18 protein-coding genes are annotated in these 17,866 nt (G+C 31.5%); 5 read left to right on the forward strand and 13 right to left on the reverse strand.

Going from position 1 to position 17,866, the window contains the following annotated elements; genetic code table 11:
• Positions 1-36: 36 nt before the first annotated feature.
• Both murB and IFB02_RS08480 read right to left on the reverse strand, forming a co-directional pair.
• Complete coding sequence (gene murB, locus IFB02_RS08475; RefSeq protein ID WP_106687717.1) at positions 37-1,050, reverse strand: UDP-N-acetylmuramate dehydrogenase; 1,014 nt, start codon at positions 1,048-1,050, stop codon at positions 37-39.
• Entirely contained in the window at positions 1,050-2,240 is a 1,191-nt protein-coding gene (locus IFB02_RS08480; protein ID WP_106687716.1) for a pyridoxal phosphate-dependent aminotransferase, read from the reverse strand. The genes murB and IFB02_RS08480 overlap by 1 nt, the downstream gene beginning before the upstream one ends.
• A 241-nt stretch (positions 2,241-2,481) precedes the next feature.
• Between IFB02_RS08480 and IFB02_RS08485 the strand changes: the two genes are divergently transcribed.
• Positions 2,482-3,705, forward strand: coding sequence for an aspartyl protease family protein (locus IFB02_RS08485; RefSeq protein WP_165569190.1), 1,224 nt, complete (start codon positions 2,482-2,484; stop codon positions 3,703-3,705).
• A 49-nt stretch (positions 3,706-3,754) separates the two neighbouring features.
• Here IFB02_RS08485 and IFB02_RS08490 read toward each other — a convergent pair whose 3' ends face one another.
• On the reverse strand, positions 3,755-4,180 hold the full coding sequence (locus IFB02_RS08490; protein WP_106687714.1) for a DUF1573 domain-containing protein: 426 nt from the start codon (positions 4,178-4,180) through the stop codon (positions 3,755-3,757).
• 186 nt (positions 4,181-4,366) lie between these two features.
• On the opposite strand from IFB02_RS08490, the gene IFB02_RS08495 reads away from it, so the two are divergent.
• The 3 genes from IFB02_RS08495 (at position 4,367) to IFB02_RS08505 (ending at position 8,836) form a co-directional block, all read left to right on the forward strand.
• The gene (locus tag IFB02_RS08495; protein ID WP_106687713.1) at positions 4,367-7,003 is read left to right on the forward strand and encodes a valine--tRNA ligase; all 2,637 of its coding nucleotides are present in this window, start codon (positions 4,367-4,369) and stop codon (positions 7,001-7,003) included.
• Positions 7,004-7,235: 232 nt separating this feature from the next.
• Positions 7,236-7,940 carry a hypothetical protein gene (locus IFB02_RS08500; protein ID WP_106687712.1) on the forward strand — a complete coding sequence of 235 codons (705 nt, stop codon included), beginning with the start codon at positions 7,236-7,238 and terminating at the stop codon, positions 7,938-7,940.
• 89 nt (positions 7,941-8,029) lie between these two features.
• The gene (locus IFB02_RS08505; protein WP_106687711.1) at positions 8,030-8,836 is read left to right on the forward strand and encodes a DNA/RNA non-specific endonuclease; all 807 of its coding nucleotides are present in this window, start codon (positions 8,030-8,032) and stop codon (positions 8,834-8,836) included.
• A 16-nt stretch (positions 8,837-8,852) separates the two neighbouring features.
• Here the strand turns inward: IFB02_RS08505 and IFB02_RS08510 are convergent, their stop codons facing one another.
• The 4 genes from IFB02_RS08510 to gcvP all read right to left on the reverse strand — a co-directional run bounded on the left by IFB02_RS08510 (position 8,853) and on the right by gcvP (position 14,267).
• A complete protein-coding gene (locus IFB02_RS08510) occupies positions 8,853-9,701 on the reverse strand; it encodes a glycosyltransferase family 2 protein (protein ID WP_106687710.1) in 849 nt (282 codons plus the stop codon).
• Between the two features lie 7 nt (positions 9,702-9,708).
• Positions 9,709-10,236, reverse strand: a complete 528-nt coding sequence (locus IFB02_RS08515; RefSeq protein ID WP_106687709.1) for a methyltransferase domain-containing protein — start codon at positions 10,234-10,236, stop codon at positions 9,709-9,711.
• Between the two features lie 23 nt (positions 10,237-10,259).
• Positions 10,260-11,318, reverse strand: coding sequence for a 3-oxoacyl-ACP synthase III family protein (locus tag IFB02_RS08520; protein ID WP_106687708.1), 1,059 nt, complete (start codon positions 11,316-11,318; stop codon positions 10,260-10,262).
• A gap of 99 nt (positions 11,319-11,417) precedes the next feature.
• On the reverse strand, positions 11,418-14,267 hold the full coding sequence (gene gcvP, locus IFB02_RS08525; RefSeq protein ID WP_106687707.1) for an aminomethyl-transferring glycine dehydrogenase: 2,850 nt from the start codon (positions 14,265-14,267) through the stop codon (positions 11,418-11,420).
• Between the two features lie 175 nt (positions 14,268-14,442).
• On the opposite strand from gcvP, the gene IFB02_RS08530 reads away from it, so the two are divergent.
• Complete coding sequence (locus tag IFB02_RS08530) at positions 14,443-15,270, forward strand: UbiA prenyltransferase family protein (protein WP_106687706.1); 828 nt, start codon at positions 14,443-14,445, stop codon at positions 15,268-15,270.
• Here the strand turns inward: IFB02_RS08530 and IFB02_RS08535 are convergent.
• The 6 genes from IFB02_RS08535 to IFB02_RS08560 all read right to left on the reverse strand — a co-directional run bounded on the left by IFB02_RS08535 (position 15,250) and on the right by IFB02_RS08560 (position 17,828).
• Positions 15,250-15,504: a hypothetical protein gene (locus IFB02_RS08535; protein WP_106687705.1), complete on the reverse strand. Its 255-nt coding sequence runs from the start codon at positions 15,502-15,504 to the stop codon at positions 15,250-15,252. The two genes, IFB02_RS08530 and IFB02_RS08535, sit on opposite strands and share 21 nt — an antisense overlap.
• Positions 15,505-15,506: 2 nt before the next feature.
• Positions 15,507-16,058 carry a sigma-70 family RNA polymerase sigma factor gene (locus IFB02_RS08540; RefSeq protein WP_106687704.1) on the reverse strand — a complete coding sequence of 184 codons (552 nt, stop codon included), beginning with the start codon at positions 16,056-16,058 and terminating at the stop codon, positions 15,507-15,509.
• 127 nt (positions 16,059-16,185) lie between these two features.
• Positions 16,186-16,584 (reverse strand): hypothetical protein, encoded by a 399-nt coding sequence (locus IFB02_RS08545; protein WP_106687703.1) that lies wholly within the window; start codon positions 16,582-16,584, stop codon positions 16,186-16,188.
• A gap of 3 nt (positions 16,585-16,587) precedes the next feature.
• Positions 16,588-16,938 carry a hypothetical protein gene (locus IFB02_RS08550; protein ID WP_106687702.1) on the reverse strand — a complete coding sequence of 117 codons (351 nt, stop codon included), beginning with the start codon at positions 16,936-16,938 and terminating at the stop codon, positions 16,588-16,590.
• Positions 16,935-17,270, reverse strand: coding sequence for a hypothetical protein (locus tag IFB02_RS08555; RefSeq protein WP_106687701.1), 336 nt, complete (start codon positions 17,268-17,270; stop codon positions 16,935-16,937). The genes IFB02_RS08550 and IFB02_RS08555 overlap by 4 nt, the downstream gene beginning before the upstream one ends.
• 54 nt (positions 17,271-17,324) lie before the next feature.
• Entirely contained in the window at positions 17,325-17,828 is a 504-nt protein-coding gene (locus IFB02_RS08560) for a GbsR/MarR family transcriptional regulator (protein WP_106687700.1), read from the reverse strand.
• Positions 17,829-17,866: the final 38 nt, after the last annotated feature.

Below are 17,866 nucleotides of genomic sequence, written 5' to 3' on the forward strand. Positions count from 1 at the left end.
AGTTAGTTTATCTATTTTTAAATGAAGATTTTATTTTTAAAAAATATTGACTTCTGCTTCAATTGAAATATTAAAGATACGATAAATTGTTTTTTGTATCAATTTTGATAATTCTAAGATTTGTTGTCCTGTTGCGCCACCATAATTAACTAAGACTAATGCTTGTTGTTTATGTACGCCGTAATTATCAAAAGTTTTTCCTTTAAATCCTGCTTTTTCTATTAGCCAACCAGCTGGAATTTTTATTTCTGTATCAGAAATGACGTAATGTGGTAAGTTAGGGAAATTCTTTTCTAAATCTTTAAATTGATGTTTTGAAATAATTGGATTTTTAAAAAAACTTCCTGAATTACCAATCTGTTTTGGATCTGGTAATTTACTTTTTCTTATAGCAATTACTGCGTTAGATACGTCTTTTATTGTTGGATCTTTAACTTGCATAGCTTCTAACTGTGTTGTAATTGCGCCGTAATTTGTGTTTAACGAATGATTGCTAACAGTTAGTTTAAAGGTAACACTTAGGATGATGTATTTTCCTTTGGCTTCATTTTTAAAAATAGAATTTCTATAACCAAAATTACAAGCTTTATTGGTTAAGGTTTCTATTTGTAAGTTTTCTAGGTTTAGTACTTCACACGAATAAAAAACATCTTTTAATTCTACACCGTAAGCGCCAATGTTTTGTATTGGTGCTGTACCAACATTTCCAGGAATTAGAGACATGTTTTCTAATCCGCCATAATTGTTATCTAGTGTCCAAAGTACAAAGTCGTGCCAATTTTGACCAGCTTTTACGTTTATATATACAAAGTTGTCTTCTTTTTTTAAAATTTGTATGCCTTGTAAATTTAAGTGAATTACTAAAGCATCTATATCTTGAGTTAAAAGCATATTGCTACCGCCACCAATTAAAAACTTTTTAGGGTAATTATTGTTTGAGTATAATGATTTTAACTCTTCAATAGTTTGGATAGATGCAAAATGTTTTGCTTTTACATCTATTCCAAACGTATTATATGGTTTTAAAGATATGTTGTCTAATATTTGCACTAATCTTTATAAACTTTAAGTGCTTCCTTTAAAATATTTACAGCTTTAATTAAACTGTCTTTGTTTAAAACATAAGCGATTCTAATTTGGTTTAGTCCAACACCAGGCGTACTGTAAAAACCTGCTGCAGGAGCAACCATTATAGTTTCTTTATTTACATCAAAAGATTCTAATAACCATTGTGCAAATTTATCTGCATTTTTAACTGGTAACTCTGCAATACAATAAAATGCGCCTTTTGGTTTTGCTACTTTTACGCCTTCTATTTTACTTAACTCTTCGATTAACACGTTACGTCTTTCTACATACTCTTCAATAACTTCATCAAAGTAACTTTGCGGAGTTTGTAATGCAGCTTCACTTGCGATTTGAGCTAAGGTTGGTGGACTTAATCGTGCTTGAGCAAATTTTAAAGCTGTTGCTATAACTTCTTTGCTTTTAGATACTAAACAACCAATACGTGCGCCACACATACTATATCTTTTTGATACAGAATCTATAACAATTGCATAGTCTTCTAAACCTTCTTCTTGTAAAATAGAGAAGTGTTTTGCTCCATCGTAAGCAAATTCTCTATAAACTTCGTCTGCTATTAAAAACAGGTCATGTTTTTTTACAATGTCTGCTAGTTTTTTAATTTCTTCTTTAGAATATAAATATCCTGTAGGATTTCCAGGATTACAAATAAGTATTGCTTTTGTTTTAGGAGTAATTAATTTTTCAAACTCTTCTATAGCAGGTAATGCAAAATTGTCTTCAATTTTAGAAATTACAGGAACAACTTTTACGCCAGAAGCAGTAGAAAATCCGTTGTAATTTGCATAGAATGGTTCTGGTATAATAACTTCATCATCTACATCCATGATACTTCCAAAAGCAAAAAGTAATGCTTCACTACCACCAGTAGTTACTATAATGTCGTCGTGATTAACATGAATGTCATTTTTTTCGTAATAGTCGGCTATTTTTTTTCTGTAGCCTTCAGATCCTTCAGATCTTGTGTAAGCTAATATGTCTAAAGAGTGTACTTTAACAGCGTCTAAAGCAACTTGCGGCGTTTTAATATCTGGTTGACCAATGTTTAAATGGTATACAGTTTTTCCGTCTTTATAAGCTTGTTCTGCAAATGGTACAAGTTTTCTTATTGGTGATTGAGGCATAGATTGCCCCTTTTGTGAAATTGCTGGCATTTTTACTTTTATTTGTCATGCAAATTTGCGAAAATTATTATAATTAATTCTAAATATTAGGTGTTAAAAATTAAAATCTAAATAAAGATTTGTAAATTTAAGAAGACGTCTTTTTTCTGCTTTTTAAATGCTTGTTAGATTATTTATATACACCATTTGTCTTTGCTTTGTTGGTAAGCTTTATTCTCAAAGTCAATATGTTTTGCCTGATGATATAAGCTATGATAAAATTGATTTTGAAATGATTAATAACGTCATTTTAATTCCCGTAGAAGTTAACGGTTTACAACTAAAGTTTTTATTAGATACAGGTGTTAGCAAACCAATTGTGTTTAATTTTTTAAAAGCGTCAGATTCTTTACAGATTTTAAATGCTGAAAAAATTGAAGTTAGAGGCTTAGGAAATGGCTCTAATCTGCAAGCTTTAAGGTCTAGTCATAATGTTTTTAAAATAGGAGAAGCAGTAAATAAAGATCAGGCTTTTTTTGCTGTATTTGATCCCGATTTAAATTTTGCGCCAAAATTAGGTAAAGCAATAGATGGTATTATTGGATATGATGTTTTTAAGGATTTTGTAGTGCAAATCGATTATAATAAAAAGCATATTAAAATTTATAAACCAGAACGCTTTAAATATAAAAACTGTAAAAAATATCAGTCTTTTGATCTAACTTTTAATTATAACAAACCGTTTTTAAGTGCAAAAGTAGATTTAGAATCTAAAAAAAACATACCAGTTAATATGTTATTAGATTCTGGTAGTAGTGATGCTATTTGGCTTTTTGAAAATGATAAAAAGCAAATAGTTGTTGGTACAAATTATTTTACAGACTATTTAGGTGCAGGATTAAGCGGTAGTGTTTACGGTAAACGCTCTAAAATAGAAGCTTTAAAATTAGGAGATTTTGTAATTAAAAACCCTAAAGTTGCTTTTCCGGATTTATTAACTGTGTCTTCTGTTCAGTCTTTTTATGATAGAAATGGTTCATTAGGAGGAGAAATTTTAAAACGTTTTAATTGTATTTTTGATTACCCAAATTCTAAATTATATCTTAAACCTAATTCTAATTTTAGAGCACCTTTTAGTTACAATAAAAGTGGACTTTTAGTTGAACATAGTGGAGTAAGAATGGTAATGGAAATAGATCCGTACAACAATCCTACTATAAGTTTTAGCGATAGGTATCATGTAAATGTGTCTGGAGTAATTAAGTCCAATTATAGATATCAATTAAAACCAACTTACGTGATTTATCAAATTGTGCCTGATTCTCCAGCTGAAAAATCAGGTTTACTAATAGGCGATAGGATTGTAGCAATTAATAAAAAGCTAACCGAAAATATGAGTTTAGATAAATTAAATAGTTATTTCTTTCAAGAATCTGGTCAAATATTACAAATAAAAGTAGATAGAAATGGATTTGAAAGGCAATTTAAGTTAACTTTAAAATCACCTTTAGAATAAAAAAAGCCGAAACTTAAGTTTCGGCTTTTTTTATGTATTATTAAAAGTATTATTGTTCCATAACACTTTTTTCTTTCTTAGTTAAAACACTAGTTTTAGAAGGATCTATAACATTTCCTTTAATTTTTAAAGAAACTGTTGGTGTGTCTGCATTAGATAAAACAGTAATAGTTTTTCTAATAGGCATAACTCTGTTAGTATCGTACTTTACTTCAATTTCACCAGATTCACCAGGCATAATTGGATCTTTTGGTTTTTTTGGTACAGTACATCCGCAACTAGAACTTACCTTAGATATAATTAATGGTGCATCACCTGTATTGGTAAATTCAAATGTTCTAAAGCCATTAGCTCCTTTCTCAATAGTACCGTAGTCAATTGTGGTTTCTTTAAACTCAATCTTAGCTACTTTTTCTTGAGCATTTACAGATAAGCTAATTAATCCAATAAACAGAATTGTCATTAATTTTTTCATTGTATAAAATTTTATATGGTTTGTAAATGTAATTACTTTTTATTCCAGTAGCAAAATTATTAGACGTAAAGCATACATACAAATACTTTTGAATAATTTAACTATACGTAATTCATTGTTTAATAATTTCTATAAAACAGAATAATAAGTATTTTTGCCAATTATAATTCAAAAACTATTCCAAAGATGAGTATTCCATCAAAATATGATGCACAACAGGTAGAAAACAAATGGTACGACTACTGGATGAAACACAACTACTTTCATTCTACACCAGACGAGAGAGAACCATATACCATAGTTATTCCACCGCCAAATGTCACAGGAGTACTTCACATGGGACATATGTTGAATAATACCATTCAAGATGTGTTAATTCGTCGTGCGCGTTTACAAGGTAAAAACGCCTGTTGGGTTCCAGGAACCGATCACGCATCTATTGCGACCGAAGCCAAAGTTGTTGCCAAATTAAAAGCGCAAGGCATCGATAAAAACGATTTAACACGCGACGAGTTTTTAAAACACGCTTGGGATTGGACGCACGAATATGGTGGCGTAATCCTTGAGCAGCTTAAAAAGCTAGGTTGTTCTTGCGATTGGGATCGTACCAAGTTTACTATGGACGACGATATGAGCGAAGCTGTAATAAAAGTGTTTGTTGATTTGTACAACAAAGGACTTATCTATCGCGGTTACCGTATGGTAAATTGGGATCCAGAAGCAAAAACAACACTATCGGACGAAGAAGTTGAATATGTAGACAAGCAAGGAAAACTATACCACATAAAATATCAAATTGAAGGTAGCGACGATACGTTAACTATTGCTACAACGCGTCCTGAAACTATTTTAGGTGATTCGGCAATTTGTATCAATCCAGAAGACGAGCGTCATTTCAATTTAAAAGGAAAAAAAGCGATAGTGCCAATTTGTAATCGTCTAATTCCTATAATTGAAGACGATTATGTTGATGTTGAATTTGGTACAGGTTGTTTAAAAGTAACGCCTGCACATGACGAAAACGATAAGGTGTTGGGCGATAAGCACAACCTTGAAGTGATCGATATTTTTAACGAAGACGCTTCATTAAACAGTTACGGTTTACATTACGAAGGAAAGGATCGTTTTGAAGTTCGAAAAGAGATTGTAAAAGAATTGGAAAGTTTAGGTCTAATTGAAAAAATTGAAGACCATAATAACCGTGTTGGAATTTCTGAGCGTACCAAAGCCATTATCGAACCACGATTAAGCGACCAATGGTTCTTAAAAATGGAAGAGTTGGTAAAACCTGCTATTGAAGCAGTTTTAGGAGAAAACGCAGATATAAAACTATTTCCAAAAAAGTTCGAAAACACGTATCGTCACTGGATGGAAAACATTCGCGACTGGAATATTTCTCGTCAATTACTTTGGGGACAACAAATTCCTGCATTCTATTATGGCGACGGAAAAGAAGATTTTGTAGTTGCTGAAACTCTTGAGCAAGCTGTTAAGCTTGCGCAAGAAAAGACTAACAACCAACAACTAACAACTAGCGACTTAACTCAAGAAACAGACGCACTAGATACATGGTTCTCATCATGGTTATGGCCAATGTCGGTGTTTGATGGTATTCGCAATCCAGAAAACGAAGAAATTAAGTACTATTACCCAACAAACGACTTGGTAACAGGACCGGATATTTTATTCTTTTGGGTAGCACGTATGATTATTGCTGGTTACGAGTATAAAGATGAAAAGCCTTTCCAGAATGTATATTTAACTGGATTGGTACGCGATAAGCAACGTCGTAAAATGAGTAAATCTTTAGGAAACTCGCCAGACGCATTAAAACTTATCGAAGAATATAGCGCCGATGGTGTTCGTGTTGGATTATTATTAAGTAGCGCAGCAGGAAACGATTTATTGTTTGACGAATCACTATGCCAACAAGGAAAAGGTTTCGGTAACAAAATCTGGAATGCCTACCGTTTAGTTGATGGTTGGGAAGTTTCGGAAAGCATAGAACAACCAGAAGCAAGTAAGATTGCGATAGAGTGGTACGAATCTAAATTCCAAAAAGCATTAATCGAGATTGAAGATCACTTTAGTAAATACCGTTTAAGCGATGCGCTAATGGCTATTTACAAGTTAATTTACGACGATTTTTGTGGTTGGTTACTAGAAATGGTAAAACCAGCATACCAGCAACCAATTGATGCTAAAACATACAATGCAATTATTTCTGTTTTTGAAGATAACTTAAAAATTGTACATCCGTTTATGCCATTTTTAACAGAAGATTTATGGCATTACATAAAAGATCGCACGCCAGAAGAGGCGTTAATTGTAGCGAGTTGGCCAACAGCAAAACCAATAAACGAAACCTTGATTTCAGAATTTGATTTTGCTTCGGAAGTGATTTCAGGAATTCGTACTATTAGAAAAGAAAAGAACATTGCGTTTAAAGATGCGATAGGATTTTCGGTAATTAATAACGAAAAATCATCAACTACGTTTGATGCGATTATCCAAAAAATGGGTAATCTAGAAGCGATTGAATATGTAGATGAAGCAGTTGAAGGAGCTTTAACCTTTAGAGTAAAATCTAACGAATATTTCGTGCCAATGGTTGGCGCTATAGACGTTGAAGCCGAAATTAAAAAGCTAACCGAAGAGTTAAATTATACCGAAGGTTTCTTAAAATCGGTACAGAAAAAACTATCGAACGAACGTTTTGTAAACAATGCGCCAGAGCAAGTTGTAGCTTCAGAAAAGAAAAAAGAAGCAGATGCATTGGCTAAAATTGAAACGTTGAAGGCGAGTTTAGCAACACTTAAATAGGTAAAAATATAATAGAATATTAAAAGCTCTAAAGACTTAGTTTTTAGAGCTTTTTTGTTTTGAAAAATTAAATAAAAACACATTTTTAACATAAAATTTTATACAAAAGTTAATAAAAATTGAGTTTATGTTAATATTCGTCAAAAATTTAGCATTAGTTTATACTTAAAAATTTCTTCAGATTAAGTAATCGTAATAGTTTTGGAATATATAAACCAAAAAACTAAAAACTATGAAATCAATTAAGTTAATAACAACAACTTTAGTAGTATCTAGTGTAGCTTTTATGTCTTGTAAAAGCGATTACAAAACTGCAGATACAGAAGTAGATACTGTAGAAGAACAAGTAGAAGAATTAGAAACAGAAATGGATAATGCTACAGATAACAATGCTGAAAGTGATTATATCATGGATTCTAATCAAGTGATGTCTAAAGAGTACGCCATGAATGATGGTAGAAATATCAATTACCAAACTACCGAAGCAGGAATTGTAGGCTTCGACGGTTGGCAACAATTCAACATTCTTACTTATGAGTTAGATGAAATGAAAAAAGCAAACATTTACACTAAAGAAAGAGTAGGGAATTTAAGAGGTGTAATTGCTACTTTAGACGAAAGTATTCCTTCTTGGTTAAAAACTGAAGAAGTTATGGAAGATGTTGCAGATATTCAAAAAGAATATAACGAATTGATGGCAGAACCTAATGCTACCGAAAAAGAATACAAAGAAAACTTAGAAGAAGTTTCTGAAAAGTATGCTGATTTGCAAGAAGAATTAACCGAAACTGTTGAGAAATACATTAAAGTTAATGAAAAAGCAATAGAAAAATATAACGAGCAAATAGAAAAAGGAAACATCGAAAAGGCAAATAAAAAATATCAAAAAGAAATTGATAAGCTAAATAAAATTGCCGACTACGAAGATAAACAGTAGAATTACTATAGCTTAAAAATTAAGCCTTTCTTAAACAGAAAGGCTTTTTTTATAGCCATTATTTAGTATTTTGCGACAAACGTTTAATTATGAGTAAACGCACAAAAATGTCCATTTTATCTGCAATCCTACTAATTGCAGTTTATCTTGCTAATCATTATTTAGATAATAAAGAGAAGCAAAGTGTTGTAAATACTGGTAAAGAGGTAAAAGTTAATACAAAAACATTTTTTTTACCTACAAGTACAACAGGACAAATCGTACACCATAATGGCTATAGTTTAAGTTATAGCGAGCCACATGAGCAAGCAGAATGGGTTGCATACGAACTTAAAAAATCACACATTAGTAAAAAAGAACACAAAAGACCATATTTTGAAATTGATAACGCCATAAAAACTGGTGCTGCGCATTGGCGTAATTATAAACAATCTGGTTACGATCGTGGTCATTTATGTCCAGCTGGCGATAAAAGATATAGTAAAGAAGCTCATGACGAAACGTTTTTAACTAGTAATATATCACCTCAAAATCATCAATTTAATTCTGGAATTTGGAATACATTAGAACAAAAAACAAGATATTGGGCAGTAAAATATGATGGTGTTTTTGTGATTACAGGAGGAATTTTAAAAGGAAATTTAAAAACAATAGGTGAAGAAGACGTTGCTGTACCTAATCAATTTTATAAAATATTAATGGATTACAATAGTGGTAAACCAAAGGTGATCGCATTTTTAATGCCTCATCAGGACTCAGATTTACCATTGTATAAATTTGTAACTTCTGTAGATCACCTAGAAACACTAACAGGAATAGATTTTTTTCCAGAATTAGATGATCAAATAGAAAATAAATTAGAATCTAACTCTGCTTATAAAAATTGGAGTTTTTAATTTCAATCTATAAAGTCTAAAGCAATTTTTGCTTAATACCTTTCCATCGCAATTGTCTTATAAATTTACCTTGGTCTTTAGTAATAAGACGATCTGGTTTTTGCATAACAGCTTTAAAATAACCTACTAAATAGTTGTAAAAGTAAGGCCAACTTTTCTTCTTTAAACTCATTTTAACAGCAGTTAGAAACGTAAGTAAAAAGCCGTATCGCATTTTGTACATCGCTTCACCTTGCAAATGTTTTGCAGCTTTATTGTAGCTTGCTCCAGTTGGTTTTAAGTGTTTGACGTGAAGGTTTTCGTCTAAAACCATTTTAAAGCCAAAATATTTTGCCAGTAACTCATCAATAGTGTCCCAACCCATAGAAGATTTAAGTTGTCCAATTGCTTCAAAACACGATTTTGTGTACGTTTTTAATGCACCTCTTATGTGATCTTTACCAGTAATTGACTCTAAAATCCATTGGTTGTTTTTTTCGATATAACAATATCCCGCAACCATTCCTATAGTTTCATCTTTATTAAAATGAAATGCTAACTGTTCTAAATAATTAAACGGAAAAATTAAATCGGCATCAAACTTACAAATCACATCAAAATCTTTGTTTGCAATCTCATAACCTTTATAAAATGCATTAATGATTTTTGTGCCGGGTAAATGTAGATTTGATGAGGTGTTATTTACCAGTTTTATAAAGTTGAATTTTTGCTGAAAACCTTCAACAATCTTTTTAGTTTTATCAGTAGAATTATCATTTACGACAATAATTTCTTGTGGAAGCAACGTTTGTTTTGCTAAAGAATCTAAAGTTAATCCAATAGAATCTTCTTCATTATGTGCTGGTATGATAATGCAGAATTTCATGTTTAAATTATTTTGAAATTCGTTCAGCGTAAACAATATAATATCTTGGTGTAAACCATCTTAAAATTGGTCTAATACCTAGTTTTTTGGTTGGATTAGTCCATTTTTGTCGGTCAATAATCTTCCAACCTGTTTTTTCTAGTAGCCAGTCTAATTGCCAATCTTCAAACTCGTGATAATGTCTGTCCCACATATCGGTTTTACTTCTGTAAGCAGAAGAAAACCATAAACGCAATGGGACGCTAATCACTAATTTGTTGGCTTTTATCCTTTTTAAAACGGTAAAAGGCGAGAGTAGATGTTCAAAAATTTCGAAAGCGGTAACTACTGTAGCGTCTGAATTTTCTATAGTTGAAGTATCTATATCTAAATCTTCTCCTTTAGTGTTTTCAACAGAAAATCCGTTACCCTTTAGAATTTTGGTAAACGGATTTTCTACACCTAAATCCAAAATGGTTTCGGATTTAGAAATATGTTTTTCTAAAAATTGAAACGTAAGCTTATATCTTTTATGCGGAAATGTGTTTTCGTACATCAGTTATTTTCCGCGAAAGCGGATTAATATTTATAAACAATAGCGTTAATGTGCATTCCTGCACCAACGCTAGCAAATATAATAACATCTCCTTTTTCTATCTGCTGATTTTCTAATTTATTATTTCTTATTAAGTCAAAAAGTGTTGGTATGGTTGCAACCGAACTGTTACCAAGTTTATGAATACTCATTGGCATAATGCCTTCTGGAACTGGAGTTTTATAAAGTCTGTAAAAACGTTTTATGATAGCTTCGTCCATTTTTTCGTTAGCTTGATGGATCAATACTTTTTTAACGTCTTTAATATCTACGCCACTATGGTCTAAGCATTCTTTCATGGCTTTTGGTACATTGTTTAGAGCAAATTCATAAATCTTACGACCATGCATTTTTATGTACCTAGTGTCTTTATCTAATTCTGGATTGTTAGAATTTCCGAAGAATAAATAATAGGCTTCATCGTATGTAAAACTAGCAGTGTTGTGTGCTAGAATTCCGCCTTCTTCATCTGTAGCTTCAATAATTGTTGCGCCAGCACCATCACTGTAAATCATGCTATCACGATCGTGTTTGTCTACAACTCTAGATAAAGTTTCTGCACCAATGACTAAACATTTTTTTGCCATTCCAGCTTTTATAAATGCTTGCGCTTGGATAGTGCCTTCAACCCAACCAGGACAACCAAATAAGATATCGTAAGCAACACATTTAGGATTTTTAATGAGTAATTTATGTTTTACTCTAGTTGCTAAACAAGGTAAAATATCACTTTGGATTGCATCTTTTTTAACGTCTCCAAAGTTATGTGCTACGATGATGTAATCTATATTTTCTCTATCAATTTTAGCGTCTTCAATAGCTTTTTCAGCAGCTAAATAACCTAGGTCTGATGCGATTAATTTATCATTTGCATAACGACGTTCTACAATACCAGTAATGTCCTTGAATTTTTCAACAATAACTTCGTTTGGGGAATTGATTTGGGAACCGTCTACATTTAAAAACTCATGTTGATGAAAGTCTTCGTTCTTCTCAATATTTTCTGGAATATAACTTCCAGTTCCGGTAATTTTTATAGTCATAAAAAAAATCTGCCTTTTTATTTTTACTAATATACAAATATACTAGCTACTAAATAAAAAGACAGATTTGAATTTATATTATACGATGCCCAAAAGCAATTATGCTTCCATGTATTCTTCTATTGGCGCACAAGTACAGATTAAATTACGATCTCCATAAGCGTCATTTACACGACGTACAGTTGGCCAAAACTTATTGTCTTTTACGTAATCTAAAGGATATGCTGCTTTCTCACGAGAATATGGTAGTAACCATTCGTCATTAGTTAGCATGTCTAATGTATGTGGCGCATTTTTAAGAGGATTATTATCATCATCTTTATCTGCGTGATCAATTTCTTTTCTAATTGAAATCATAGCGTCACAAAAACGATCCATTTCTGCTTTGTTTTCACTTTCGGTAGGTTCAATCATCATAGTTCCTGCAACAGGGAAAGATACCGTTGGCGCATGAAAACCATAATCCATTAATCGTTTAGCAATGTCTACAACTTCAATACCATTAGCTTTAAACGGTCTACAATCTATAATCATTTCGTGAGCTGCACGACCTTGTTCTCCAGAGTATAAAGTTTCAAAAGCACCTTGTAAACGATGTTTTATATAGTTAGCGTTTAAGATCGCTATTTCGGTTGAAGCTTTTAATCCTTCAGCACCTAACATTTTTATATATCCGTAAGAAATTAAGCAAACTAAAGCACTTCCAAAAGGAGCTGCAGAGATTGCAGTTATGGCATTGTCACCGCCAGTTTTTATAACTGGATTACCAGGTAAAAACGGTGCTAATTGCTTGGCAACGCAAATTGGTCCAACACCAGGTCCGCCGCCACCATGAGGAATAGCAAAGGTTTTGTGTAAGTTTAAGTGACAAACATCTGCACCAATATTACCAGGATTTGTTAATCCTACTTGGGCATTCATGTTGGCACCATCCATGTAAACTTGTCCGCCATTATCATGGATAATTTTTGTAATGTCTTTAATTGCCGACTCGTAAACACCGTGAGTTGATGGGTAAGTTACCATCAAAGCAGAAAGGTTTTCTGCGTGTAATTCGGCTTTTTCGCGTAAATCTTCTACATCTATATTTCCGTTCTCGTCTGCTTTTGTCACGACTACTTTCATGCCAGCCATTACTGCACTAGCAGGATTTGTACCGTGAGCAGAACTTGGAATTAAACAAATGTTACGGTGATGATCGCCACGAGATTCGTGATATGCTCTAATTACCATTAATCCAGCATATTCACCTTGTGCACCAGAGTTTGGTTGTAAAGATGTTGCTGCAAAACCAGTAATTTCTGTTAATTGATCTTCTAACGCTTTTAATACCTTTTGGTAACCTTCAGTTTGCTCTATTGGAGCAAATGGATGAATGCTTCCCCAATTAGTTTGGCTTAATGGTAACATTTCTGAGGCTGCATTTAACTTCATTGTACAAGATCCTAAAGAAATCATAGAATGGTTTAATGCTAAATCTTTGCGTTCTAATTTTTTGATGTAACGCATTAATTCGGTTTCAGAATGGTAAGCGTTAAATACTTCTAGAGTTAAAAAGTCGCTTGTTCTGTTTAAGTCAGTATCTATATGATTTGACTCGGTTAATTCAGAAATTTCTATAGCAGATTTGTTTTCCGCTTCAGCGAAAATTTTAACAATTTCATTTAAATCTGAAATAGAAGTTGTTTCGTTTACAGAAATTAAAACCGTGTTGTCATCTTCGTAGAAGAAGTTAACCTCGTTGTTTTCTGCAACTTCTTTTACTTTAGCAGCATTAGCCTTTATTTGTAAAGTATCAAAATATGACGTGTTAACTTGCTCGATACCCATTTTTGATAGCGTAGAAGCTAAAGTTGACGCGCTATTATGAACTTTGTTTGCGATAAACGTTAAGCCTTTTGGACCGTGATACACAGCGTACATACCAGCCATAACAGCTAATAACACTTGAGCTGTACAAATGTTAGATGTTGCTTTATCACGTTTAATATGTTGTTCTCTTGTTTGTAGCGCCATACGTAATGCACGATTGTCGCTAGCATCTTTGGTAACACCAATAATACGACCAGGAATATCACGTTTGTAAGCCTCTTTTGTTGCAAAATAAGCTGCGTGTGGACCGCCATAACCCATTGGAATTCCAAAACGTTGAGTTGTACCAACCACGACATCTGCACCAAATTGTCCTGGAGCTTCAAGTTTTATTAAACTTAAAATATCTGCAGCTACAGCAACTTTTATATTGTTATCATTGGCTTTAGCAATAAAAGATTTTATATCTGTTATTTGCCCATTTTTACCAGGATACTGTAAAATAGCGCCAAAAAATTCTGAAGAAAAATCAAATGTATCTTCATCACCAATGACTAATTCAATACCAATTGGGATAGCTCTTGTTTGTAATACAGAAAGCGTTTGTGGTAATATGTATTTAGATACAAAAAACTTATTAACGTTTTCTTTTTTCTGCGCTCTTTCTCTAACTGCAAAAAGTAAGCTCATAGCTTCTGCAGCAGCAGTACTTTCGTCAAGAAGAGATGCGTTAGCTATTTCCATTCCAGTAAGATCTGTAATCATGGTTTGGAAATTTAATAAAGCTTCTAAACGACCTTGAGCAATCTCTGCTTGGTATGGCGTATAAGCTGTATACCAACCTGGATTTTCTAAAATGTTACGTTGTATTACGGCAGGTAAAATAGTTGGATGATATCCTAAACCAATGTAAGTTTTAAATGTTTTATTTAGTTTAGATAGGTTATTAATATGCGTTGCATATTCATATTCGGTCATTGCAGGATCTAAATTTAGATCGCTTTTAAGACGAATATTTGCAGGAATTGTCTCTGCGATAAGTTGTTCTATACTTTCTGCACCAACAGTTTGTAACATTTGATTAATGTCATGCTCTCTAGGTCCAATGTGGCGCAATGCAAAAGCGTTTGTGTTCATTTGTGTTGTGTTGTTAAGTGCTCTAATTTTAGAGCATTACAAATTAGTTTTGCGTTTTATTTTGCGTTTTTTACGCGTTTGCAAAATTAACGAAATCTACAACGATTTTTTAGTTAAAAATTGAAAGTTTTTAACCATTTAACCGCTTTATTAACAGATTGATTATTTTTGTTTAATGAAGATAGCCAAACAGCTTTTAGATTTTTATATAAATAGTAGTATACACGTAGCTTTATCAGTGTATGCTTTAAGCTGGATTACACTTCTAATTTTTAATTTACCTTACGATGAAAATATCCTGTATTTTAATTTTTATGCGACAATTACAGGCTATAATTTTGTCAAATATTTTGGAATTGCAAAATGGCACCATCGTAGTTTGGCAAGATGGCTAAAAGTAATTCAAGTATTTTCTTTTTTTAGTTTTTTGTTGATGGTATTTTATGCCTTAAAATTAGAGGCTAACGTACTATTCATTTTAGCAGGATTAGGTATTATTACTTTTTTATATGCTATCCCAATTTTACCTAAAAGAATATATTTAGACGAGCAACAAAACTTAAGACAAATAAGCGGATTAAAAGTGTATATTATTGCTGCAGTTTGGGCATTTACAACCGTAGTTTTACCAGCGCTAAATAATCATCAAGAATTAACATCTAAAGTCTGGATTACAGTCCTTCAAAATTTTGTGTTTGTATTAGCTTTAATGATTCCTTTTGAAATTAGAGATCTTAAATTTGATAGTATAAAACTTGCGACAATTCCGCAGCAAATTGGTGTAAAAAAGACCAAAATACTTGGTGTGTTATTGCTTTTAATTTTTTTAGGGTTGAATGTTTTTAAAGAAGAAATTATAACTATATACCTTTATAAGGAAATAATTATGACTTTTATTTTGATGCTTTTTATTCTGTTTTCAACAAAATATCGAAACACATATTACACTTCTTTTTGGGTAGAAGCTTTACCTATTTTTTGGTTAATTTTGATGCTTTTGTAATTCTTTTTCAAAAGCTTTTTTAAGTTGTTCTTTTTCTTCTGAAGATAAAAATTGGAATTGTATTTTTTTTATCAGCTGACTTAATTTTTTATTTGTTGCAGAGTGTTTTCGGCATGCAGAACAATACATTAAATGAATATTCAACTTTATTTTTTCTTTAGTTGAAGCTTCTTCGTATTGATGTTTATCACAAACATGACCAGCTTCTTTACATTTTATAAAAAATAAACCCATAATTAAAACCAATTTTTTTCTAGGCAACTTGCTAAAGCGACTCTTGCTCTATGTACAATTACCCAAAGGTTAGACGCAGTAATATTTAAATCCTTACTAATTGTATCTGTATCTTGATTTAAAATAGTTTTCTTTTTAAAAACTTCGGCTTGTTTTTTAGGAAGTTTAGCCAAGCAATTTTGGATTGCTTTTGCTAACTCTTCGTTTTCAATTGTATCTTCAGCAGTTTTGTCAAAAGGATCTGCAATTTGTTGTTCTAGCCAATCACCTTCAAGATCGCTATCGTTGTAATTAATTCTAACTTCGGCTTTACCTTTGTTAGAATTAATCTTACGATAATAATCAATAATTTTTCGTTTTAAAATAGAAATAAGCCAAGTACGTTCTGATGCTTGACCTTTAAAGTTTTTCATAGCGTTTAACCCAGCCAAAAAAGTTTCAGATACTAAGTCTTGAGCAATCACACGGTCGTTTACACGTGTTATGGTGTAATTAAATAAGTAATCACTGTAAAGATCTATCCAATTATTTGGGTTTAAATTGTGTTGTGGCATTAGGTTGGTTTTTCTTTTTCTTTATCAAAAATAACTAAAAATGAGATGTTTTTTTGCTTATTTAACACTATGATAAGAGTTGTAAAACAAAAAGCGGAAATTTAATAATTTCCGCTTAGTATTCATTTTAGCTATTTATTTGTGGGTTATAAACTCTTTTAGTGATAGTTTTTGATTTTTTTCTTCCTCTAAAAAATAGAAACAGATTAAAAAATAGCATGACACCTAAATAGATGGTAAATCCGCCTAATTTTTTACTTAAAATTTCTATTAGCGTTTGTGAGCTCATAGGATCACTTCCGTAGTAAAAAATCTTCATTGTAAAAAGAGCAAAACCAATGTTTATGAGGTAAAATCCTATTTCAAAAAGTTTGTTGGTAGCTAAAGCAATATCCTCTTTTCCTTTAAAAATATCTATCATAAAAAGCTTTCCGTTTTTAAAAAGCATTTTAGAAACAAATATGGTTAGAGCAATAACAATTGGTAAATAAATAAAGTAACCGATAATGATTTTTGAATGTTCCATAATTTATTGTTTTAAAAATTTGTGTTTATGTGTTAATTGAAGCCAAAAAATATTGTTGTAATGTAATGTTGCGAGTATTAGTATGATTTTTCCTAAAGTAAAGGTGAGGCTACTTATTATTTCGACTACATTATGTATAGTTTCCCAATAAGAAATGGTAATTATTGCATAGCCTATATTAGTTAGGTAATATCCTATAAGTAATAGATTGTTGATAGATTTTACTAAAGATTTATCTTCAAATAAGGTGTATAAAAACAACTCTCCATTTTTATAGCACAACCATCCAATTCTTACTGTTATAAATACAATTATTGGAAGGTAAATGGTGTATGTGATGATGTTTAAGTTCATACCTGTTGTATTTTAAAAAGCACGATTGTGAAATATGTCCCGATAATCATTGGTGTTACTAATAACAATGGAATAAATACGTTTTGTAAATCAAAAATTACTTTGATTAAAATTGTTGTTGAAAGCCATAATCCAATTAATATCCAATAGATATTTATAAGTTTTATTGAATAGTTATTTAATTTTTTTATATTACTATTTATTGAAATTGCTATCACAATTTGGATTATTCCTAATATTATTTGAATTAGTGCACCATAAATAGTTTCATATAAATAGAGGCTTAAAGTGAATAAATAAAATATGAGATTTAAATAAGATTTTATTTTCATAATTCTATTATTTTGAAACTTTCAGAAAATATTGAAAGTTAAGTTTAAATTTTTTTATTTGATTAGTTTTAATAAAGACTTAGTAATCCAGTTTTGTTTTTGGTCTACAAGTTTGTTCATTAAAAGGTCTAAATTATCAGTAAGTTCTTTTAAGGCTTTTGTTTGCTTAATTAATTCTTTGGTTTTTTCTGTGCCATCATCTTTAATAGAAGAGACATCGCTTAATACTTTAATAATTGGTTTTATTTCACGTCGGCTACGTTCTTTAGCTACAATTCTAGCTAATTCTTCAACGTCTTTTTCTGTGGTGAAAAAGTCTTTACGTTCACCTGGAATAAGCTCTTTGGTTACAATTCCCCAATCCATTAATTGTCTAAGATTCATGCTTGTGTTACCTCTGGATATTTGAAGTTCTTCCATGATTTCTTCCATAGATAATGGTTTTGTCGAAATAAAAAGCAAAGCTTGTATTTGAGCCATAGCTTTGTTTATGCCCCAAAGCGTGCCCAAACTTCCCCAAGTGTTTATAAATTTATCTTTTGCTTCTTGATATTCCATGACACAAATATATTAATAATTTTTAAACTTTCAATAAT

This window comes from Mesoflavibacter profundi, from assembly GCF_014764305.1.
In the GTDB taxonomy this organism is placed as follows: Bacteria; Bacteroidota; Bacteroidia; order Flavobacteriales; family Flavobacteriaceae; genus Mesoflavibacter; species Mesoflavibacter profundi.